The organism is Neobacillus rhizosphaerae, from assembly GCF_050477885.1.
GTDB lineage: Bacteria > Bacillota > Bacilli > Bacillales > Cytobacillaceae > Neobacillus > Neobacillus rhizosphaerae_A.
In genome coordinates this window covers 1-21,992 of the sequence record NZ_JBCNAC010000109.1, presented here as the reverse complement: position 1 = coordinate 21,992, position 21,992 = coordinate 1, and the positions used below count along the sequence as shown (strand labels likewise).

Annotated in this window: 20 protein-coding genes; 13 read left to right on the top strand and 7 right to left on the bottom strand. The window is 38.0% G+C overall.

All coding sequences use genetic code 11. The annotated features are described in order from the left end of the window. Window positions 1-28 precede the first annotated feature (28 nt). Window positions 29-1,261, bottom strand: coding sequence for an MFS transporter (locus ABES03_RS14925; RefSeq protein ID WP_430118104.1), 1,233 nt, complete (start codon window positions 1,259-1,261; stop codon window positions 29-31). A gap of 239 nt (window positions 1,262-1,500) precedes the next feature. Between ABES03_RS14925 and ABES03_RS14920 the strand changes: the two genes are divergently transcribed. Then, complete coding sequence (locus ABES03_RS14920) at window positions 1,501-1,923, top strand: MarR family winged helix-turn-helix transcriptional regulator (RefSeq protein WP_430118103.1); 423 nt, start codon at window positions 1,501-1,503, stop codon at window positions 1,921-1,923. A 30-nt stretch (window positions 1,924-1,953) separates the two neighbouring features. Here ABES03_RS14920 and ABES03_RS14915 read toward each other — a convergent pair whose 3' ends face one another. Beyond that, complete coding sequence (locus tag ABES03_RS14915; RefSeq protein ID WP_430118102.1) at window positions 1,954-3,081, bottom strand: polysaccharide deacetylase family protein; 1,128 nt, start codon at window positions 3,079-3,081, stop codon at window positions 1,954-1,956. 247 nt (window positions 3,082-3,328) lie between these two features. Between ABES03_RS14915 and aspA the strand changes: the two genes are divergently transcribed. Continuing rightward, on the top strand, window positions 3,329-4,753 hold the full coding sequence (gene aspA / locus ABES03_RS14910; RefSeq protein WP_430118101.1) for an aspartate ammonia-lyase: 1,425 nt from the start codon (window positions 3,329-3,331) through the stop codon (window positions 4,751-4,753). A gap of 70 nt (window positions 4,754-4,823) precedes the next feature. Here aspA and ABES03_RS14905 read toward each other — a convergent pair whose 3' ends face one another. Both ABES03_RS14905 and ABES03_RS14900 read right to left on the bottom strand, forming a co-directional pair. After that, on the bottom strand, window positions 4,824-5,165 hold the full coding sequence (locus ABES03_RS14905; protein WP_430118100.1) for a hypothetical protein: 342 nt from the start codon (window positions 5,163-5,165) through the stop codon (window positions 4,824-4,826). Between the two features lie 118 nt (window positions 5,166-5,283). Next, on the bottom strand, window positions 5,284-6,450 hold the full coding sequence (locus ABES03_RS14900) for a polysaccharide deacetylase family protein (protein WP_430118099.1): 1,167 nt from the start codon (window positions 6,448-6,450) through the stop codon (window positions 5,284-5,286). Window positions 6,451-6,744: 294 nt separating this feature from the next. On the opposite strand from ABES03_RS14900, the gene ABES03_RS14895 reads away from it, so the two are divergent. Beyond that, complete coding sequence (locus tag ABES03_RS14895) at window positions 6,745-7,731, top strand: VanW family protein (protein ID WP_430118098.1); 987 nt, start codon at window positions 6,745-6,747, stop codon at window positions 7,729-7,731. Between the two features lie 97 nt (window positions 7,732-7,828). Here ABES03_RS14895 and ABES03_RS14890 read toward each other — a convergent pair whose 3' ends face one another. Together ABES03_RS14890 and ABES03_RS14885 are read right to left on the bottom strand one after the other, a co-directional pair. Next, window positions 7,829-8,038, bottom strand: a complete 210-nt coding sequence (locus tag ABES03_RS14890) for a methionine aminopeptidase (protein ID WP_430118097.1) — start codon at window positions 8,036-8,038, stop codon at window positions 7,829-7,831. A 60-nt stretch (window positions 8,039-8,098) separates the two neighbouring features. After that, window positions 8,099-9,496, bottom strand: coding sequence for a sigma-54 interaction domain-containing protein (locus tag ABES03_RS14885; protein WP_430118106.1), 1,398 nt, complete (start codon window positions 9,494-9,496; stop codon window positions 8,099-8,101). 222 nt (window positions 9,497-9,718) lie between these two features. On the opposite strand from ABES03_RS14885, the gene pruA reads away from it, so the two are divergent. From pruA to ABES03_RS14845, 8 genes are all read left to right on the top strand, one after another. Further along, entirely contained in the window at window positions 9,719-11,263 is a 1,545-nt protein-coding gene (pruA, locus tag ABES03_RS14880; protein ID WP_430118096.1) for an L-glutamate gamma-semialdehyde dehydrogenase, read from the top strand. Between the two features lie 41 nt (window positions 11,264-11,304). Then, a complete protein-coding gene (locus ABES03_RS14875; protein ID WP_430118095.1) occupies window positions 11,305-12,507 on the top strand; it encodes an ornithine--oxo-acid transaminase in 1,203 nt (400 codons plus the stop codon). 57 nt (window positions 12,508-12,564) lie between these two features. Continuing rightward, window positions 12,565-13,830, top strand: a complete 1,266-nt coding sequence (locus ABES03_RS14870; RefSeq protein WP_430118105.1) for a Glu/Leu/Phe/Val family dehydrogenase — start codon at window positions 12,565-12,567, stop codon at window positions 13,828-13,830. Between the two features lie 305 nt (window positions 13,831-14,135). Then, window positions 14,136-15,572, top strand: a complete 1,437-nt coding sequence (locus ABES03_RS14865) for an amino acid permease (protein WP_430118094.1) — start codon at window positions 14,136-14,138, stop codon at window positions 15,570-15,572. 89 nt (window positions 15,573-15,661) lie between these two features. Then, window positions 15,662-15,835, top strand: a complete 174-nt coding sequence (locus ABES03_RS14860; RefSeq protein WP_430118093.1) for a hypothetical protein — start codon at window positions 15,662-15,664, stop codon at window positions 15,833-15,835. 112 nt (window positions 15,836-15,947) lie between these two features. Then, on the top strand, window positions 15,948-16,295 hold the full coding sequence (locus ABES03_RS14855) for a PadR family transcriptional regulator (RefSeq protein WP_430118092.1): 348 nt from the start codon (window positions 15,948-15,950) through the stop codon (window positions 16,293-16,295). Beyond that, on the top strand, window positions 16,276-16,911 hold the full coding sequence (locus ABES03_RS14850; RefSeq protein WP_430118091.1) for an HAAS signaling domain-containing protein: 636 nt from the start codon (window positions 16,276-16,278) through the stop codon (window positions 16,909-16,911). The genes ABES03_RS14855 and ABES03_RS14850 overlap by 20 nt, the downstream gene beginning before the upstream one ends. Window positions 16,912-16,982: 71 nt before the next feature. After that, a complete protein-coding gene (locus ABES03_RS14845) occupies window positions 16,983-18,443 on the top strand; it encodes a DUF4153 domain-containing protein (protein WP_430118090.1) in 1,461 nt (486 codons plus the stop codon). 96 nt (window positions 18,444-18,539) lie between these two features. Here ABES03_RS14845 and ABES03_RS14840 read toward each other — a convergent pair whose 3' ends face one another. After that, entirely contained in the window at window positions 18,540-19,331 is a 792-nt protein-coding gene (locus tag ABES03_RS14840) for a TIGR00266 family protein (RefSeq protein WP_430118089.1), read from the bottom strand. Between the two features lie 366 nt (window positions 19,332-19,697). Between ABES03_RS14840 and ABES03_RS14835 the strand changes: the two genes are divergently transcribed. Together ABES03_RS14835 and ABES03_RS14830 are read left to right on the top strand one after the other, a co-directional pair. After that, a complete protein-coding gene (locus tag ABES03_RS14835; RefSeq protein WP_430118088.1) occupies window positions 19,698-21,446 on the top strand; it encodes a SulP family inorganic anion transporter in 1,749 nt (582 codons plus the stop codon). A gap of 21 nt (window positions 21,447-21,467) precedes the next feature. Then, window positions 21,468-21,824: an ArsR/SmtB family transcription factor gene (locus ABES03_RS14830; protein WP_430118087.1), complete on the top strand. Its 357-nt coding sequence runs from the start codon at window positions 21,468-21,470 to the stop codon at window positions 21,822-21,824. Window positions 21,825-21,992 lie beyond the last annotated feature (168 nt).

Sequence of the window (21,992 nt, the reverse complement as noted above, 5' to 3'; positions counted from 1 at the left end):
TGAACGAGGCGCTTCCGCCTTTTGTTCTTTAATGACCGATTTCTGCATCATCCACGTGCTTAATATGCTTAGTATTAATTATGATAAACACAACAGAGATAAAGACAAAACCTGCTCCAACTAAAAACGGAAGACTTGGATTATAAAGTTCTGCAAGCTTCCCAGCTGTAAATGGGGCTATCGCTCCTCCAATAAACCGAAGGAAGCTATATGCCGCAGATGCGGTTGACCGTTGGACAGGTGCTGCATTCATTACTGCAGTTGTAATCAAAGTATTGTTATTTCCTAAAAATGCTCCTGCTAATATAACCGATCCAATGACTACCCATTGTGTAGAGGTCCAGATACCCATTGCCACAAGAAGCAAGGCAAATAGTGTTAACATAGCACACATGGACTTAATTGTGCCAAACCATTGTTGGAGCTTCGGAGCCATGAATACAGAAGTAACGGCCAATAATATACCCCATCCGAGAAAAACATAACCTAATCCATGCTCATCCAAACCCATAACAAATGGAGCATACGCTAATAGGGTAAAGAAGCCAAAGTTGTATAAAGCAGCTGCAATACCAAATATTAATAAGGAACGGTGTTTTAAGGCACGGAAAGGATCTAATAAAGATGTTTTTGCTTGTGTGTTATTTGTTTTTGTGGCCTTAGGCATTAAAAGCATTAAACCAATGAAAGCAATGATCATAAGGCAGGCAACACCTAGAAATGGACCTCTCCATGACATAGCGCCCAACCAACCGCCAAGAAGTGGTCCTACAGATATCCCAAGTCCTATGGCTGCTTCGTATAATATAATGGCTTGGGCCGTTCCGCTATTTGAGAGTGAAACGATGGCAGCTAAAGCGGTTGCTACAAATAAGGCATTACCAAGTCCCCAGCCTCCACGAAGACCAACGAGTGTCCAGATGCCATTCGATAATCCTCCAAGTGCTGAAAATACAGCGATGATGACAATACCAGCTAGTAATGTCCATTTAATACCCAGCCTTGAGGAAATCATTCCAGTAATGAGCATGGCCACGGCCATAACGGCATTATAACTGGTGAATAGCAGTGTTACTTGACTATGGGAAGCATGTAACTGCTCCGCTATTGCTGGTAATATCGGATCCACTAGACCAAGTCCCATAAAGGCAATGATAGAGGCGAAGAAAACAGCCCAAACAGCTTTTGGCTGAGATAATAAACCTCCTTTAGCAGAGGTGTCAGATGGTTTTCCAGAAACAGATTGTGTTGAAGATGACATGAACATTTCTCCTTTTCTTATTTACTTTCTCCCGTTACCATTATTTTAAATAAATACCTAATTGGTTTCCTAGTTTTTCAATTAGTTGTATAATGAAAGTATATGATTGTATTATACAACTATTTTACACTACGTCAATAGTGTTTTCTTTTGTGATTGTTGCCCTTCGTTATATAAATAAAATTCAATGTGTTATCATTAATTATGAAGAAATTTGTTTAATTGTGGGGTTTAATATTATGAATAAACAATCTTTGGAAATGATTGAACTGGAATTGGCTATCTTAATTCGACGTTCAACCTCTATTTCAAGTAATAAAAAACTGGGTACACTTGATCGCTCTGCTTATTTATTATTGCGAAGAATCGCAAATAGAGGCGCTGCAGGTGTGAAAGTATTAGCAGGTGAATTTCAGCTGGATATCTCCACCATCAGTAGACAAGCAGCTGCTTTAGAGCATAAGGGTTATTTGTTTCGAATCCCTGATCCATTAGACGGCAGGGCCTATTCACTTCAGATTACCGAACTCGGAACCAAGGTTTATAAGGAGCATAAGCAAGCACGCTTGGAGAGGTTAGCGGAAGTGATAAATGATTGGTCAGAAGAAGAACGTAAAGTCTTTGGTCAGTTACTAAAAAAATTCAATCACTCTTTCATTTAGCTTGATATAAAAAAGGAGCTTTTAAAGCTCCTAATTGGTCTCAACAAATGCGGCAAACTCTTTAATGGTGGTGGAGTAGGAAATACGGACACGATGCATTAATAAAAATTCATCTGGCTGTCCTTTTTCAATAAATTGGCCTGGCTTTGTGGTTGTAGCAAATTTGTAGTATTTTTTGGTTTCCTCCACGACCTGTTCGTTAAAATGACCAAATGGATAGGCAATGGCAATTACTGGCTTGCCGGTTACTTGTTCAATTTTCACCCTTGAATCTTGTAGCTCTTCCTCAAAATTTGTTATTTTTGGAAGATCTGCATGTGACATCGTATGGGATTGAACGGAGAAAATCCCTGAGTTGACCATTTCTTTAATATCGTCAGTGGTTAGTCGGTAGGAGCCGCTATCGATAAAACCTGCGATGACATACTCTGTCGCGGTTGGCTTGAATGTCTCATCCTGTAATTTTTGTAAAATACGAAAAGCATTCATGTTGTTTTTCATACCGTCGTCAAAGGTTACAAGAATGGGCTTGTTTACTTTATTAACTTTTCCCCACTGCTCAAAAGTAAGGAGTGTATAGCCGTTATCCTTTAAATATTGCATTTGGGCTTCAAAATTTACTGGTGTCACAAACAGCTCTTTTAGTCCCTCGCCTTTAAAATCATCAATGGCATGATACATTAAGATTGGAACGTGCTGTTGAAAGGTTATGGTTGACTTAGCCAAAAGCTCATCCGAACCAGTTATCGTCTTTCCGTATACCTCAATCTGATACTCTCCACGCTTTCCAGAAAATTCTTTTGGACCAAATAAAAGCGAGAAACCTTCCTCTTTTTCAGTAGATGAAAATAATTTGCCATTTTCCACCCCGTCGGCTGTTCTCCAAATAAAGTAACTAACTCCTGAAACATCTGTTGGTAGGTTGGTTGTTGTTAAAACAGCATCATTAGAAGCAAATGTTACTGCATTTATTGATAAATCCGCCTTTGATTTGAATAAAAGATATTCTTTCATTTTAGGTGATACTTTGCGCATCTGGATTTCTTTTGTTGTCTTTAATTCTGTTTTATTAATATCTTTGGCATTAGCTGTCTTTAAACTGCAACCTGTTTGTAGCAGTAAAGCAGAACATAGGGCGAAATAAAGAACCTTGTGCATTTCATCCATCCTTGTATATAGTAATCTCGCAGAATATCATAGCACTTACTAGTGTTTTAGAAAAGATACTTAAATGATACTAGCAATACATTTTGAAAAAATAAGAAAAATCGGACTACTATGAATACTGTTATTAATGGAATAACAGTTAAAAGAGAGACAAAGAAAGTGTTTTCCTGTTATTATTTTGGTGTAATAGAATGTTTATATACAGGTATATATTTGTATTTACAAGGGTGGGAGACAGATGACAGCGGATAAAAAAAGAGTAGAACAAGACTTCTTAGGGAAAAAAGACATACCATTTGATGCTTATTACGGAATTCAAACACTTAGAGCGGTAGAAAATTTCCCTATAACGGGATACCGCATTCATGAAGAACTCATTAAAGCGTTAGCGATGGTTAAAAAAGCGGCTGCAATCGCAAATATGAATACGAAACGGTTGTATAGTGGACTAGGTGAGGTTATTAGTCAGGCAGCTGATGAAGTCATTGAGGGCAAATGGAATAATGAATTTATTGTGGACCCAATCCAAGGGGGAGCTGGGACTTCGATGAATATGAATGCAAATGAAGTCATTGCCAATAGGGCACTAGAGTTACTGGGACATGAAAAGGGAGCGTATAACCATTTAAGTCCAAACACTCATGTGAATATGTCTCAATCGACTAATGATGTTTTCCCTACCGCTATTCACATAGCAACACTAAGAATGCTCGAAAAGTTATTAGAAACGATGAAAGAAATGAATAAGGTTTTCAAGGCTAAAGCCAAACAGTTTGAAAATGTCATTAAAATGGGAAGAACCCATCTTCAAGATGCTGTTCCAATTCGTCTCGGACAAGAATTTGAGGCATATAGCAGAGTATTGGAAAGAGATATAAACCGTATCCATCAATCAAGGGGTAATTTATATGAGGTGAATATGGGGGCAACAGCAGTTGGAACGGGATTAAATGCTGATCCAACATACATTAAAGATGTTGTCATTCAATTGGCAGAAATTAGTGGACTTCCATTGGTTAATGCTGAACATTTAGTGGATGCTACCCAAAACACGGATGCCTATACGGAGGTGTCAGCAGCATTAAAAGTATGTATGATGAATATGTCGAAAATAGCAAACGACCTTCGCTTAATGGCTTCAGGACCCCGTGCAGGATTAGCAGAGATTTCTCTTCCAGCTCGCCAACCGGGATCATCTATCATGCCTGGGAAGGTAAACCCAGTCATGCCGGAGCTTATTAACCAAATAGCCTTCCAGGTAATTGGGAATGATCATACAATCTGTCTAGCTTCTGAAGCAGGACAACTCGAATTAAATGTAATGGAACCAGTCTTGGTGTTTAACCTGCTCCAATCTATTAGTATCATGAATAATGGTTTCGCTTCCTTTACTGAACATTGTTTAAAGGGTATTGAAGCAAATGAAGCCCGTATGAAAGAATATGTAGAAAAGAGTGTAGGAATCATTACGGCGGTTAATCCTCATTTAGGATATGAGATCGCGGCTCGAATTGCTAGAGAAGCGACGATTAGTGGTAAATCAGTTCGTGAACTTTGTTTACAGCATGATGTGTTAACGGAAGAGGAACTGGATCTCATTTTAGACATTTATGAAATGACAAAGCCTGGGATTGCAGGGGCTGCACTTTTAGAACGAGACTAATCAACATTTGAATAGTAAAAACAACAAAACTCAAAGAAAAATCTTTGGGTTTTGTTGTTTTTAGAACCAATTATTTTTTCTCTTCCTTTTTCGCCATTTTTACTTCGCCTAATGAACGGTAGATTTGAGTATGCATACTGCCTTCAGCGACATGCTCTAGAAAAAAAGGACCAATAAGCTCTAAATATTCTTCGTCCTCGAACATTTTTTTACTTTGTAATTCCATTTCCGCTAACCCTTCATAAGTAGAAAGCAGGGCATAGGTATAATCATCGCCTGATACAGGAGTTAAAATTTCTACCTTATGGTTGTAGTTTTCATTTCTAAATTTTTTAAGTTCTCTTAAATTATCGATTCCATCTTTAAATTGATCCTGTTTAATAATAAACGTTTGGTAAACAAAAACGGACATTTTTAGCACCCCTAGAAAAATTTCTCCTAGGTATAAACTTACCTTAAAGCTGGTAAATTATTCAGCTTTATGACATTTAACATATGATGGTGGGGCTTAGTTGGGGGTGATTTTGAACCTATTTCAAAATTTCGCTTAATGGCACAAGTTGGTATCCGTTTGTTTTTAACCATGGTATAACCTGATCGACTGCAGCTGGTGTATTTATTCCGCCTATATGCATGAGAAGAATATCACCATTACTTGCACCACCTTTTATTCGCGCAATAATTACCTCGGTAGAAGGTTGCTGCCAGTCTATTGTATCAAGAGACCATTGAACACTATATGAATAACCAGCTTCCCCAACAATTTTTAGAGCTTCTGTATTATATGACCCATATGGAAAACGGAAAAATGGACGTGGTGATTTACCGGTTATGTTTTTAATAATTTGTTCTGCTTTCAGTAAATCCTGTTTAAATGCATTGGCTGTAGTTTTGACGGCATCAGGGTGGGAGTATGAGTGGTTTCCGATTTCATGACCCTCATTGGCGATTCTTTTAGCATAGGATGGATATTTCTCAACCCATTTACCTGTTAAAAAGAAGGTCGCCTTCACATTATGCTTTTTTAAGACATCAAGGATGCTGATTCCTGCCACATCGCTACCAGCATCAAATGTTAAGGCAATTTCCTTTTGGTTTGTTTTTCCATTAGAAATGATAACAGAAGGACCAGTAGTTGGAGGGGGCTCCTGATTAGGATGATTACTTGGCGGTTCAACATTCTTTCCATACAATTTTAAAACCTGGCCAACATAGATAGTATCAGATGAGAGATTGTTCCAATTTTTGATTTTTTCTACAGTTACACTAGCTCTTGATGCAATGGACCAAAGAGTATCTCCTTTTACTACTGTATATTCAATGATTTCATCTTTAGGAATTTGAATGTTTTCAGGAGTGGAGGGTGTGGGTTGATCTGGCTCTTCTTCCTCAGGTTCGTCAGTTGGAGGGGTGTCCTTGACAGGAGGTTGTTGTTTTCCTGGATCAGTTTCATTTTGTTTATCATTCCCAGCTGGGATTTCTATTTTAGGAGAATCATCTTTCACGTCGTTGTTAAAGACAAGGAAATTCAAATTCCAATTATGATAAAACAACATAAAAATAATTCCCACTAAGCAAATGGATGCGAGGATAAAGTAAAGCCACCTTAGTCCATTCTGTTTAAAATAAGATACAACCCCTAATACAAGAAACAATGACAATAGCAGGATGGCAAGAAGAATTAAGGCATCTAACAAGATACATTCCCCCTTTTTGATCCGCACAAGACATAAGAAAACGAAAAAATCCCTTTATTTATCCTATTTGTTAACTAACCTTTTATTTCCATAATTTTATTATAACAAAAAGTAATTTTATTAATGAGAGATAATGGTAAAATAAAATCTATTGGTTTAGTTCCTTTTAATTGCAGGAAAATGAAAATAAAAATGGAAGGCTATCTGAAACCAAATCCAGTCTAAAAACGTCAAATAGTATGTGAAAAGGAAATAATTAGATTTAATAAATAAATGGGGAAAAGATGGGGGAACATGGGAAAACTCTCAAGGGTTATTTCAATTTTATTGGCTGGAAGTTTTGTGTTATTGGCCGGTTGTACAGATCAACCGATTAAAGAGACAAAGGCATCTGAACAACAACCGAAAACAAAAGTAGAGAAAAGAGTGGAAAAGAAAAAGGAAGAGGAAAAGTCTGTCTTTGTAAGTATCATTGATCCGACAACAAAAGCAACTATAAAAACTTTTAATCCGAAGGAATTGGGCTTTTCTACTGACCTTGAAAAGTATAAAGCAGAGATTTCAAAAATAGCTAGAGAATTAGCAAGGGGAACCGAAACAACCCCTGGTTATGATAAAAGAATGATTCTAGATAAGCTAGATGTAAAGGGCCAGGTTATAAAAGGGACACCACAAACCATTCTAGATGAGGATGAATTGATAGAAAAAGTGATTCAGTCTTCTGTAAAAGGTGGAGATGTGGAGGTGCCATTATACGTGACCGCAAGTGGATATAAGGTGGAAGATGCAGCTCAGTTAGGAGAAGTCTTAGTCGCATCCTACACTACTCATTTTAATAGCGGTGTCGTTGGAAGAACGAAAAATATAGCTTTATCAGCACAAGCCATTAATAATGTCATTCTTGGTGTGGGGGACTCTTTCTCGTTTAATACGACTGTGGGCCCAAGTGATGCAGCGCACGGGTTTCAAAAAGCACCTGAAGTTGTAGAAGGGAAACTGGTTGATGGTATAGGTGGGGGGATTTGTCAAACTTCATCCACCTTATTTAATGCCATTGACAAATTAGGTGTTAGCTACATCGAAAAGCACCATCATTCACTTCAGGTGGGATATGTTCCAACTGGGAGAGATGCGACAGTATCCTATGGAGGGAAAGATTTTAGATTTAAAAATACCACAGGTGCGCCAGTCATCTTGAAGGCTATTGTAAGAAAAGGATCCTTAACTGTGGAAGTTAGGACAGCAAAAGCTTATCAAGACATTATAAAGAAACAAATGTAAAGCCACTTACTTAATATTGAAAGATGCCCAGTAAAAAAGATACTGGGCATTTTTAATGAGCAGAATTCAGCTTTTACTATTTAATGTTTTCTCGGAACTATCTCAATTCTTCCCAATCCGTATAATGCCCGCTTCCCTGGCAGCCGGGACATTCAAACGAGTTAAAGTAGGCATATTCATTATAAGGGTAGACAGTATAACCACGACCTTGACAGTCAGGACACTTACCTAAATCTTTCATATTGGTTACGTGGTTTTGATACTTTGTTTCTCTCCATTGATTAAATGAGTTTAGAAGTCCCATCATTTTCACCTCATCTTTTTTTATATTATGATGAGAAAATGGAAATGTTATGCAAAAAAATTGCTATTTACTTTCAAAACTTAATTTCTTCATCCGGTATTGTAAGCTTTGGCGGCTCAATCCGAGTGACTTAGCTGCTCTTGAAATATTAAAATCATGTTTCTTTAGGACATGCTCAATATAGGTTTTTTCAAATAACTCCATTTGGTCTTTTAGTGGTATAGTAACATCTGAATTTTCCTTTAAGAATGTATCAACATTCGATAAGGGCATCATTCTCTCTTTCAACTGCATTTTGCTACGATATTGGTATGGTAAATGGGAGTACATGATGACTTCCTCATCCATCATAATGTTCATGGCTGCTTCGATAATATGCTCAAGCTCGCGCACATTCCCGTGCCAATCATATTCTAGGAATGACAAATGAACTTCCTCCGATAAACCTTTTACATTCATTTGGAAGCGCTCATTGTATTTCTCAATAAAATGAGCCACCAATAATGGAATATCCTCTTTTCTATCTTTTAATGGAGGGACAAAGATCGTTACTACACCGAGCCGATAATATAAGTCTTTTCGTAATCGGTTATTGGCAATAGCATCAATCGGGTCCTCGTTCATGTTCGCAATAACCCTCACATCAATCGGTGTATCCTTCGTATCGCCAATTCTCCTTATTGTTTTTTCCTGAAGAACCCGAAGCAATTTCGCTTGAAGATTTAAATTTAATGAATTAATTTCATCAAGCAACAAGGTTCCACCATTTGCTTGTTCAAATAATCCTGGTGTGTCTACTGCACCCGTGAATGCTCCCCGCTTTGTACCGAAAAGGAGACTTTCAATTAAGTTATCAGGCAGTGCGGCACAATTTTGTGAAATAAATGGAGCAGATAACCGCCCGCTGCCATTATGTATGCTTTGAGCAAAAAGTTCCTTCCCAGTACCTGTGTCACCGACAATCAATACATAAGAAGAGGTCCTAGTCGCACGTTTAGCAGATTCCTTAACCTCTAAAATAGCTGGACTAGTTCCGATAATGGTATCAAATGTGTATTTAGTTGATTCCCTATTCAAATTACCTTTAATTAGCCGTTCAAGTTTAGTAACATCCTTTGCAATTTCAACTGCACCTTTAAGATTCTCATCCAAATAGATAGGAATAGTATTGTTGATCGTAGTAACTTCACGGCCTTTGTTATTAAAATAAGTTTGCTTTACGTTACTTGTTTCTTTCCCCTCCTGTAGTGCTTTTACAAGAGTACTAGATTGATCATCCTTAAACATAAAGACATCGAGTAGGTTTTTATCCATTACATCATGAATGTCCATCGATTCCATTTGCATCATTTTTTTATTATAGATAATCGTTTTTCCAGTTTCGTCAACTGCATGAACGCCAACATCCACTTCGTCCAAAATCCGTTTATACATTCGTGTTAAATAGAGTAAATCATTCATTGTTTTTTTCATGATTGTTTATACCCCTTGTTAATACTTTATGCACCTATTTAATCAAAAAAAACTTGATAACGCAAAATAATTTTGCGTTTTTTGCAAAAAAAGAAACTGTTTGGCAAAAATACTTTGCATTAAATTTTTAAAAACCCGTATCAACATGCAAAATTATTGTTGGCACGAAACTTGCAATATAATATTACGAACAGAAAAGGGGGCTATTTTATGATTTCGTATTCACATGAACCATTTACTAATTTTACAGAAGAAAAAAATAAAGATGAATTTCAAAAAGCATTATCTTTCGTTCAGTCTCAACTGGGTAAACACTACCCTGTTATTATTGATGGTAAATCCATTACGACAGAGGAAAAGATTCTATCAATCAATCCTGCTAATAAAGAAGAAATCATTGGTAGTGTTTCTATGGCTAATCAGGAGCTAGCTGAAAAAGCTATGCAAGCAGCCTTAACAGCCTTTGAATCTTGGAAAACATGGAAGCCAGAGCACCGCGCTAATATTTTATTCCGGGCTGCTGCCATGATGCGCCGTCGGAAACATGAGTTTTCTAGTTATCTAGTAAAAGAAGCAGGAAAGCCATGGAAAGAGGCTGATGCTGATACAGCGGAAGCTATTGATTTCATTGAGTATTATGGAAGACAAATGTTAGCTATCAAGGATGGGGCACCTGTTAAAAGTCGTACAGGTGAATTTAATCAATTTAATTATATTCCACTAGGAGTAGGGATTATCATCTCACCATTTAACTTTCCATTAGCCATTATGGCTGGAACTACAATTGCTGCGATTGTGACTGGAAATACCGTTCTGTTAAAACCGGCGAACTCGACACCTATCATTGCTGCAAAATTTGTTGAGCTTATGCATGAAGCGGGCCTTCCTAAAGGAGTATTAAACTTTGTTCCAGGAAGTGGTGCTCAAATTGGAGATTACTTGGTGGATCACCCTAAAACCCGGTTTGTTTCCTTTACTGGTTCCCGTGAGGTCGGCTGCCGGATTTATGAGCGAGCAGCAAAGGTAAACCCAGGACAAATTTGGCTAAAGCGTGTGATTGCAGAGATGGGTGGAAAAGACACAGTGGTTGTTGATCGTGAGGCGGATTTAGATTTGGCTGCTGCTTCCATTGTATATTCTGCATTTGGTTTCTCAGGTCAAAAATGTTCAGCAGGTTCTCGTGCAGTTGTTCACAAGGATGTTTACGATATTGTTCTTGAAAAGGCAGTTGCACTAACAAGGAAACTTACCCTTGGTAATCCTGAACTTGATGACACCTATATGGGGCCGGTAATAGATGAAAAATCATTCAAAAAAATTATGAGTTATATAGAGATTGGTAAAGAAGAAGGCAGGCTATTAACTGGCGGGGAAGGGGATGACTCAAAAGGTTATTTCATTCAACCAACGATTTTTGCAGATTTAGATGAAAATGCTCGCCTCATGCAGGAAGAAATATTTGGTCCAGTTTTGGCATTCTGTAAGGCCCGTGATTTTGACCATATGATGAAAATTGCTAACAACACAGATTATGGTCTGACAGGTGCGCTCATTTCTAATAATCGTGAACACATTGAAAGAGCAAGAGAAGAATTTCACGTTGGCAATCTGTATTTCAATCGAGTCTGTACAGGCGCAATCGTCGGTTATCAGCCATTTGGCGGCTTTAATATGTCAGGTACGGATTCTAAAGCTGGTGGTCCTGATTATTTACTTCTTCATATGCAAGCAAAAACCACATCAGAAATGCTGTAAAACTAACAAGTTAGTAAGTTGAAAAATAAGGAGGAATTAAAATGACTGGAGTTACAACAAAAACAACAGAAATCATTGAACAAACAAATAAATTTGGTGCAAATAACTATCATCCACTACCAATTGTGATCTCAAAAGCGGAAGGTGTATGGGTGGAAGGACCGGAAGGAAATCGGTACATGGATATGTTAAGTGCCTATTCAGCTGTCAACCAAGGGCACCGTCATCCAAAAATCATTCAAGCCTTAAAGGATCAAGCAGATAAAGTAACGCTCACGTCACGTGCCTTTCATAATGATCAGCTGGGGCCTTGGTACGAAAAGATTTGTAAACTAACTAATAAAAATATGGCCCTTCCTATGAACACAGGTGCCGAGGCAGTTGAAACGGCCTTAAAAGCCGCACGTCGCTGGGGCTATGATGTAAAAGGTATTGCTGAAAATCAGGCAGAAATCATTGCGTGCACAGGGAATTTTCATGGAAGGACAATGGGTGCGGTTTCATTGTCGTCTGATCCTGAATATAAACGTGGTTTTGGTCCAATGCTCCCAGGCATTAAATTAATTCCATATGGTGATATTGAAGCACTAGAAGCAGCCATTACTCCAAATACAGCAGCATTCTTAATGGAACCAATCCAGGGCGAGGCGGGAATCATTTTACCTCCAGAAGGATTTTTAAAGCAAGCTTCTGAATTGTGTAAAGCGCAAAATGTCTTGTTTATCGCTGACGAAATTCAAGTGGGCTTGGCACGCACGGGTAAAATGTTTGCTTGTGATTGGGAAGAAGTAGAACCTGATATGTTAATTTTAGGAAAAGCACTTGGAGGCGGCGTATTCCCAATTTCTTGTGTGGTGGCTAATTCTGATGTATTAGGCGTATTTAATCCAGGCTCACATGGATCTACTTTTGGCGGGAACCCACTAGCATGCGCTGTCTCACTATCAGCACTAGAAGTAATTGAGGAAGAAAAATTAGCCGAACGCTCACTTGAATTAGGAAAGTATTTTCTTGAAAAATTAAAAACAATCGCCAATCCAATGATTAAAGAAATTCGAGGAAGAGGTTTGTTCATTGGGGTTGAGTTAACCGAAGCAGCAAGACCATATTGTGAGGTTTTAAAGGAAGCCGGCTTATTATGTAAAGAAACACATGATACAGTAATTCGCTTTGCCCCTCCACTAATTATTACAAAAGAAGAAATTGATTGGGCCATCGAGAAAATAAAAAATGTATTATCATAAAACTATTTAAAAACTATAGGGGTGGCAAAGATGCCTTCAAATACGCTAGTAAATGAAATGACAAAGGAACAGCAAGAGGAACAAGAGTCATTAAATTTGTTTTATTCAACCCAAACGGTCATTCAAAAAGCACTTAATAAGTTAGGATATACAAACGAAATGTTTGAGTTATTGAAAGATCCTATTCGATTACTGACAGTCCGGATACCAGTTAGGATGGATGATGGTTCTGTTAAAATTTTCACAGGCTATCGCTCTCAGCATAATGATGCTGTTGGTCCGACAAAAGGCGGCGTGCGGTTTCATCCTGAAGTAGATGAAGAGGAAGTAAAAGCGTTATCCATTTGGATGAGTTTAAAGTGTGGAATTACCGACCTGCCATATGGGGGAGGTAAAGGTGGAATTATTTGTGACCCGAGAAAAATGTCTTTTAGAGAGCTTGAGAGATTGAGCCGTGGATATGTGCGTGCGATCAGTCAAATTGTTGGTCCGACTAAAGATATTCCAGCCCCTGATGTATATACTAATTCGCAAATCATGGCATGGATGATGGATGAATATAGCCGTTTACGCGAGTTTGACTCACCAGGATTCATCACTGGGAAACCACTGGTGCTTGGTGGTTCAAAAGGTCGTGAAACAGCGACTGCAGCTGGTGTGACGATTTGTATTCAGGAAGCAGTGAAGAAAAAAGGGATAGACTTAATAGGTGCACGAGTTGTTATTCAAGGCTTTGGTAATGCAGGTAGCTATCTAGCTAAATTCATGCATGATGCCGGTGCTAAGGTCGTTGCGGTTTCCGATGTATATGGCGGCGTGTACGATCCAAATGGGCTTGATATTAATAATTTACTAGATAGAAGAGACAGCTTTGGTACCTTCTCTCAATTATTTAAAAACACAATATCTAATAAAGAACTACTTGAACTAGAATGTGATATCCTAGTTCCTGCGGCCATTTCAAATCAAATTACGGCTCAAAATGCTGCTAATATCAAAGCTGCAATTGTGGTTGAAGCAGCGAATGGACCAACTACGCTCGAAGCGACAAATATTCTAACTGAACGTGGAGTACTTCTAGTTCCTGATATTTTAGCAAGTGCAGGTGGTGTAACCGTTTCTTATTTTGAATGGGTGCAAAATAATCAGGGCTACTACTGGTCTGAAGAAGAGGTAAGTGAAAAACTTACTAAAGTGATGGTTGGAGCGTTTGAAAATATTTACAACACAGCACAAACACATAGTGTAGATATGCGCTTAGCAGCTTATATGGTGGGTATTAAAAAAGTTGCAGAGGCCTCCCGTTTCAGAGGATGGGTATAATAGGATAGCTTTGTTAAAGCAATATGTTGATTTGAAACACCTGTTGATTGGAGCGGAAATCAACAGACAAGTTTAATAGATCGAATAAGATAAAAGAAATGCTCTTTCCATTTATGTGGGAAGAGCATTTTTGCATGTAATGTGCAAATTATTTTAATATAATGCAAAAAAATTTTGCATACCTGTTCAAAAAATATTCACAAATAGCCGTTTTTCATTTTGGCATAGAAATTGCATGTTTAAAAGATTGAAATAGTAAAAATATTAGGAAGATTGAAAGCGAATTCTTTGAAGGAGGAAGGTTAATGAATTTAAACGAAAACAATGCAACACATGAATTAAGAAGAACGATGAAAACTAGGCATTTATTTATGATTTCTTTAGGTGGGGTAATTGGCTCAGGTCTGTTCCTGGGATCTGGTTACACCATTAGCCAAGCAGGACCTGCAGGTGCTATTCTTTCTTACATTGTTGGTGGAATCATCATGTTCTTAACCATGCTTTGTTTAGGAGAATTATCCGTAGCTATGCCAGTATCTGGTTCATTCCAAACCTACACAACAAAGTTCATTGGACCAGGAACAGGGTTTGCACTCGGTTGGCTTTACTGGTTAGGATGGTCTGTAACAGTCGCATTAGAGTTACTATCTGCTGGGCAACTAATGCAGAGATGGTTCCCTGATTCTCCTGTATGGATTTGGTGTGCGATATTTGCCATCGTATTATTTTCGCTTAATGCACTTTCGGCCCGGGCATTTGGAGAGACTGAATTTTGGTTCTCGAGCATCAAAATTTTTGCTATTTTAGCATTCATTGTCCTTGGTGGAGCGGCAACCTTTGGTTTGATTGACATGGAAGGCGGGAAACCAGCGCCATTTTTCTCTAATTTTACAGCTCACGGTCTTTTACCGCATGGTTTCACTGCTTTAATAATCACAATGATAGCGGTTAACTTTTCATTCCAAGGTACAGAATTAATAGGTATTGCTGCAGGAGAGAGCGAAGAGCCAGAAAAGACGATTCCTAAATCGATTAAGCAAACCGTTTGGCGTACGCTATTTTTCTTTGTTTTAGCTATTTTCGTTCTATCAAGCTTAATTCCAATGAAACAAGCAGGAGTAGTTGAGAGTCCATTTGTTGTTGTTTTTGATAGTATCGGTATTCCATATGCAGCTGACATAATGAACTTTGTTATTCTTACAGCATTACTTTCTGTTGCCAACTCAGGTCTGTACGCCGCAACAAGGATGTTATATGCCATGTCAAAAGAAAAAATGACAAGCCCTGTACTTGCAAAAGTTAATAAACAAGGGGTTCCTTTAAACGCACTAGTATTAACGATTGGTATTGCTTTATTATCATTACTTTCTGGTTTTTTTGCGGAAGAAACAGTTTTTGTTTGGTTGCTTTCGGTTGCAGGCTTAGGTGCCCAGGTTGGCTGGATATCTATTACAGCTTCCCAGATTGCCTTCCGTAGAAAATTTATCCGTGAAGGTGGGAAAGTGGAGGATCTCAAATTTAGAACCCCACTTTATCCTTTACTGCCGATTATTGCATTAACCCTAAATTGTATTGTATTAGCTAGTTTAGCGTTTGACTCAGAACAAAGGTTGGCACTCTATTTAGGTGTCCCATTTGTTGCAGCATGTTACTTAATTTATCATTTTAGAATTAAAAAGAATCGCGAGCAGAATGATGAGCAAGAATTACAGCTTCAAGATAATAAAAAAATGGTTATCTAACACCTTTAAACGTTTGGAGTCTTCCAAGCGTTTTTATTTTTGGATAATGTGTTGTAAACATCGAATAATAATGATTGAGGTGATATGTAATGGGAAAATGGAATGAGCAAGCTGCACCAAATAATAATCTGCCGCCAAAAACAATTAAGCCTTGGGAATTATTGGGTCAAGATACAGGACATGAATTCTCTGAGGAATTATCCGATGGTGGAGAGCGGGATGAATTTATTGAAAGACAGAAAAACAACCCAAAGCTGAAATAATCAGAATTAGTGACGATTAATACTTCGTCACTTTTTTTCATTACATACTTTACAAAATGTGTATGACGTTGTAGAATTTCTATGTACCTAATAAAACTAGGTAGGTGAAAACATGTTTAACCGTGAATTGGTAAAAGGAAGCACATCGCTTATCTTGCTTCAATTATTAAACGAACGTGATATGTACGGCTATGAATTGGTAAAAGAGCTAGAACAGCGTAGTGATAATGGCCTGAGTGTAAAGGAAGGGACCTTGTATCCAGCACTTCATAAGCTTGAAAAACAAGAGTACATTGAATGTTATTGGGTTGAGCAGGAAAAGGGTCCTGCACGGAAATACTATCGTATTACGAAAGCAGGAAAAGAATTGTTAGGCGAAAAAAACCGTGAGTGGCAGGATTTTGTTCAAGTAATGAACAAGGTAATAGGGAGATCAAAGCATGGAACGGCCGAAGAATAGGTTTCTTGAAGAACTTGCTGAGGGATTAGGAAACCATACAGATAAGAAAAATATTCTTTTGGAATATGAGACACATATTGATGAAATTCTCATTGAATCCACACATATGAATGAAGAAGAGCTGACAAATCATATTGTAACTAGGTTAGGGAGCCCTAAGGAAATAGCTGAATTATGGAAGGATGAACTGTCTGTTACTCCAAGTAACATGAAATGGCTGTTTATTCTACTTAATATCGTCTTTTTTGGAGGAGGCAGCGTATTAACGCTAGCTCACAATCTTTTCGAATGGGAATGGTTAACGAATATTTGGGATCGTTTAACTTCTATTCCTATCATTATTGCCTTCCTTTATATGTTCTTTTGGGCTTTACTCGGATATGAAATCGGGAAGGGTTTTGGTCAAAGGGGTCGAACGCTTCTGAGAAAAACGTTCTTATTATCACTCATTCCTAATTTAGTGTTGATGATTCTAACTGTTTTTCACATCATACCACATGCCTGGTTCGCCCCTTTATTAACAAAAACATTTATTATTGCTTGTATCATTTTTACGATTACTCTTTACCCGATTAGCTGTTTAGGATATCGGTGGGGGAGAAAAGCTTCGATATGAGCAGTTTTTTTTGCTTATATACCTAGTAAAACTATATATATAGAAAATCTATATAAGAAGAGGGATGCTACATGGAAATCAAGATTGGAAAATCAGATTGGTTGTTTTTATTGTTATGTTTAATACTCGGGATCGTAGCCGAAGAAGCTTTTTTCCGTGGTGAAATAGGTATCTCCTATATTGTATTCATTATGTCTTTCTACTTGGTCTTCTTTTGGAAATATCGCAGCTTTCCTTTCTCACATCAGCGATTAGGATACTTGATTGTTTGTTGTATCTGGCTTCTATCAGCAAGTTATTTACTCAATGATAACCAGCTTTTCAAGACGTTGAATATTGTTGTTATACCAGGATTGGTTATTTCTCATTTGGTTTTAATAACAAGCCCCAAAAGTTTCAAATGGAATCAGCTTGCTTTTATTACTCTAATATATTCAAGGCTCATTGATATGTTTAAATATAACGCAAGATTCAGTGCGGTTTTTGGAGAAGGACTAAAACATGGTGTTGGCGGCGATAAGTGGTTAGTCTGGAAAAAAATATTAATTGGGGTTGCCATCTCAATTCCTGTCTTATTGGTTGTATTGAGATTACTCATGTCTGCTGATACGCAGTTTGAACGAATCATTGGTGGGATTCCAGATTGGTTCAATGTGTTGGACGCAGAAGGGGTATTTCGTTTAATCGTCATCCTCATCTTCACTTTTGGTTTCTTTGGTTTTATGCAAGTGCTGCTAATCAAGCAGATAAAGGTGCTCAAACAACAAAACAATGCAGTGAATTTTCAAATGGACGGTATTATTTCAATTACGGTTCTTGTCCTTATAAATATTGTCTATATACTATTTACTCTTGTTCAGTTTAAATATTTCTTCAGTGGCACCCTACAAGAGAACTACACTTACGCGGAGTATGCAAGAAAAGGTTTTTTTGAGCTTTTATTTGTCACATTAATCAATTTGTCGATCACAATCCTTATTATCACCTTTGTCCAACGGACGAACTTTGTTATTAAGAGATTTATTCAACTGCTGCTTACCATCCTTGTTCTCTCAAGCTCAGTGATGCTTAGTTCTGCCTTTCTACGGTTAGGCATGTACGAGGAAGCGTATGGATTTACTTTTACCAGGGTGCTTGTCCATTCGTTTATGATTTTTCTCGTCATTATTTTTGCTTATACCTTGGTGAAAATTTGGGTGGAAAAACTTTCATTATTTCACTTTTATTTTATTTCATCCATGATCTATTACACAGCAATAACAGTAATTGATTTAGATAAAATCGTCATAAAAGAAAACATGAACCGCTTCGAAACAAGCGGCAAAATTGATATAAATTATCTCAATCAGTTATCATACACTGGCGTGGCAGGATTAATCAGCCTTTATGAGGAAAATCCGGATATACCTGGCTTGCGAAACATCTTGCTTGATAGAAAGAGGGAAGCACTCACCACAAACCTTCCGTGGCAATCCTATAATTTAAAAAGAGAGCAAACTTATAGTAAACTGAAAAAATTAGATTTGGAATAGAAAAATGGAACAAATGATAATATAAAACAAAAAACCGGGCCTTGGCCTGGTTTTTGTTTTATATGAGGAGGGAGTCCTGCTTCACAAAAATATATATTAGTCACCATTAAACATATCAAAAATTCCTCGTGCGATACTACCTTCATCCTTCGAACCACCTCGAGAAGGTGCTGCAGCAAATACACGGCTTGCCAGTCTGCTAAATGGCAGAGATTGAATCCAGACTGATCCAGGACCGCGTAATGTGGCAAAAAATAAGCCTTCACCGCCGAATAGGGCCGTTTTCACACCTTTTACAAATTCAATTTCGTAATTAACATTGCTCGTCATTGCCACTAAGCAGCCTGTATCTACTCTTAATGATTGGCCAGGAAGAAGGTCCTTTTTAATAATTGTTCCACCCGCATGAACAAATGCCAGGCCGTCGCCTTCAAGTTTTTGCATAATAAATCCTTCGCCGCCAAAAAAGCCGACACCCATTTTACGTTGGAATTCGATGCCAACTTGAACACCTTTAGCAGCCGCTAAGAAGGCATCCTTTTGACAGATGATTTTCCCGCCATACTGACTTAAATCCATAGGAATGATTTTTCCTGGGTAGGGGGAAGCAAACGAAACTCGCTTCTTGCCCATTCCGGTATTAGTAAAGGTTGTCATGAACAAACTTTCTCCTGTGAGTACGCGCTTACCTGCACTGAAAAGTTTACCCATCAGACCGCTACCACCACTGCTGGATCCGTCTCCAAAAATCGTTTCCATATGTATATCATCTTCCATCATCATAAAGCTTCCAGCTTCGGCAACAACTGTTTCCTGAGGATCAAGCTCTACCTCGACAAACTGCATATCATCGCCATAAATCTTATAATCGATTTCATGGTTATTCATTGTATTCCCTCCAATTTTTATAAAAATATAAGCTCATATTTATTATAAAAAAATTAGGAAAAAAGTGCTAATTTTAGTGAAAAGGACTTTATAGGACAAATAAAAAAGACGTCTGCCGAAGCAGACGTCTTTTTGCGTATTGAGGCGAAAAACCACACTCCACATAGTGCGCTCCATAAGGAATGTTTCTCGACTTACACAACTCAGCTCATCGCTTTGCTATTGTAACACGAATGAATGTAGTAAACAAGGGGCTACCGAAGAAAAAAAATCCATTACTTTTATACAAAATGCTTGATAACAACCATGAATTATTCTATATTCAAATAATCAGATATACAAATTTATAAGATGAGAAGGGTTAATATGTTTATTGATAAAAGATTCCATGATTATTCCTTAAGGAATTTACCAAAGGATCTCCTGTCAGGATTGATTGTTGGGGTAATCGCTATTCCACTAGGAATGGCATTTGCCATTGCATCAGGGGTGAAGCCAGAGTATGGAATCTACACGACCATTGTAGCCGGGATTCTTATCTCCTTATTTGGCGGATCCAAATACCAAATAGGTGGTCCAACGGGAGCTTTTATTCCTATTTTATTTGGAGTGGTGATGACCTACGGGTACGAGAACCTTCTGATAGCAGGATTCATGGCCGGAGTGATCCTGCTTCTGATGGGTGTTTTTAGACTGGGTTCCTTGATTAAATATATACCCAGACCAGTAACGATTGGATTTACGTCTGGTATTGCCGTTACCATTTTCACAGGGCAGATTGCAAGTTTCCTAGGTTTAGAGGGGATAAAAAAACATGAGGAGTTTATTCAGAACATTAAAGAACTAGTTGTACATCTAAATACCTTGAATTTTTTTAGTATTTTAACAGCAGCTATTTGCTTGGTTACTGTGATCCTTACACCAAGAATTGCTCCCAAGATTCCGGGTCCGCTTATTGGTTTAATGGTTTCCACATTAGTTGCCACTCTTTTTTTCCCAAGCGAGGTGGCAACCATTGGAACTGCTTATGGTCAAATTCCAAGTACATTGCCACAAATCAAGATTCCAAGCATTGATATGGATATGATAATGAAGCTTTTGAAGCCGGCATTTGTCATTGCTATGCTTGGGGGAATTGAATCTTTGTTATCGGCAGTGGTAGCAGATGGGATGACCAATAGTCGTCATAACAGCAACAGGGAGTTAATAGGGCAGGGGATTGCCAATATGATTACACCCTTATTTGGTGGGATTCCAGCTACTGGGGCTATTGCCCGTACAGCCACGAACATAAAAAATGGAGCTATTTCTCCATTATCAGGGATTATACATGGAATAGTCGTATTGCTTGTTTTACTATTTTTCGCACCGTTTGCATCCTATATTCCTTTGGCAAGCATGGCGCCTATATTGATGGTAGTTGCTTGGAACATGAGCGAGAGAAAAGTGTTCTCCCATATATTAAAAACAAGATCAACCGATTCAATCGTCCTAACAGTCACCTTTTTACTAACGGTTTTTGTTAATTTAACAACAGCTGTTGAAGTGGGATTAGTGATGTCTGCACTTCTCTTTGCAAAGAGAATGAGCGATGTGATGGTTACGGCAAAAGCACTGCCAAATAGAGAACATAAACATGAAAAGATAGAGACAGGAATGGTCTCAGATACACACGATTGCCCGCAAATTAGTATTTTTAATGTGGAAGGACCATTATTTTTCGGTGCTGCTGATACTTTTGAAAAAACAATTATGAGCACAATTAATTATCGACCCAAAATTTTACTGCTCCGTATGAGTAAAGTACCTTTAATTGATACAACCGGAGAAGCAAATTTGTCTAGTATTGTTCACCATTTTTCGAAAAATGGTATAGTTATAATATCGGGTTTAAATCCTCAGCCAGAAAATGTGTTGAAAAAGACAGGTTTATATCAAACAATCGGGGAAGAACACTTCTTCCATCATACAGGAGAAGCAATACAATATGCATTAGAGCATATAAACAAAAATAAATGTCTAGGCTGCAAGCATTTTGCCTTTAGAGAATGTAAAAAACTATCAGTCGTTGAGACAGTGGAAGGCGGTAGAAAGAAGCTGTCTGCTACCTTCTAAAAAAGCATAGGAGTGACCAAATTGAATCTTGAAATGCAGCAATTTAAGGCGGAATTCTTCAAAGCATTAGCACACCCTTTGAGAATCCGTATTTTAGAGCTCTTATCAGATGGGGATAAAAGTGTAAATGAAATTCAAACACTAGTTGGAAGTGAAGGTTCGGCCGTTTCTCAACAATTGACCATCCTACGAGCAAAAAATATTGTGACGGGTACAAAGGAAGGAAATAAAGTCATTTACACTCTTAAGGATCCTATGATTATTGAACTGTTAGCTGTTGCCAGGCAGATTTTCAATAACCATCTCGTTGATACCATTACGATTCTGGATAAATTTAAAGAAGTAGACGAAGAAGCCGCTGCAACACCGAAGAATTAATTTTCTTCGGTTTTTTTAATGCCCGTGGCAAGAGAAAAAGTGCCGGAGCGATAAATAGAAGAAGATCCTAATGCCCGTGGCAAGAGAAAAAGTGCCGGACCGGTAAATAGAAGAAGATCCTAATGCCCGTGGCAAGAGAAAAAGTACCGGACCGGTAAATAGAAGAAG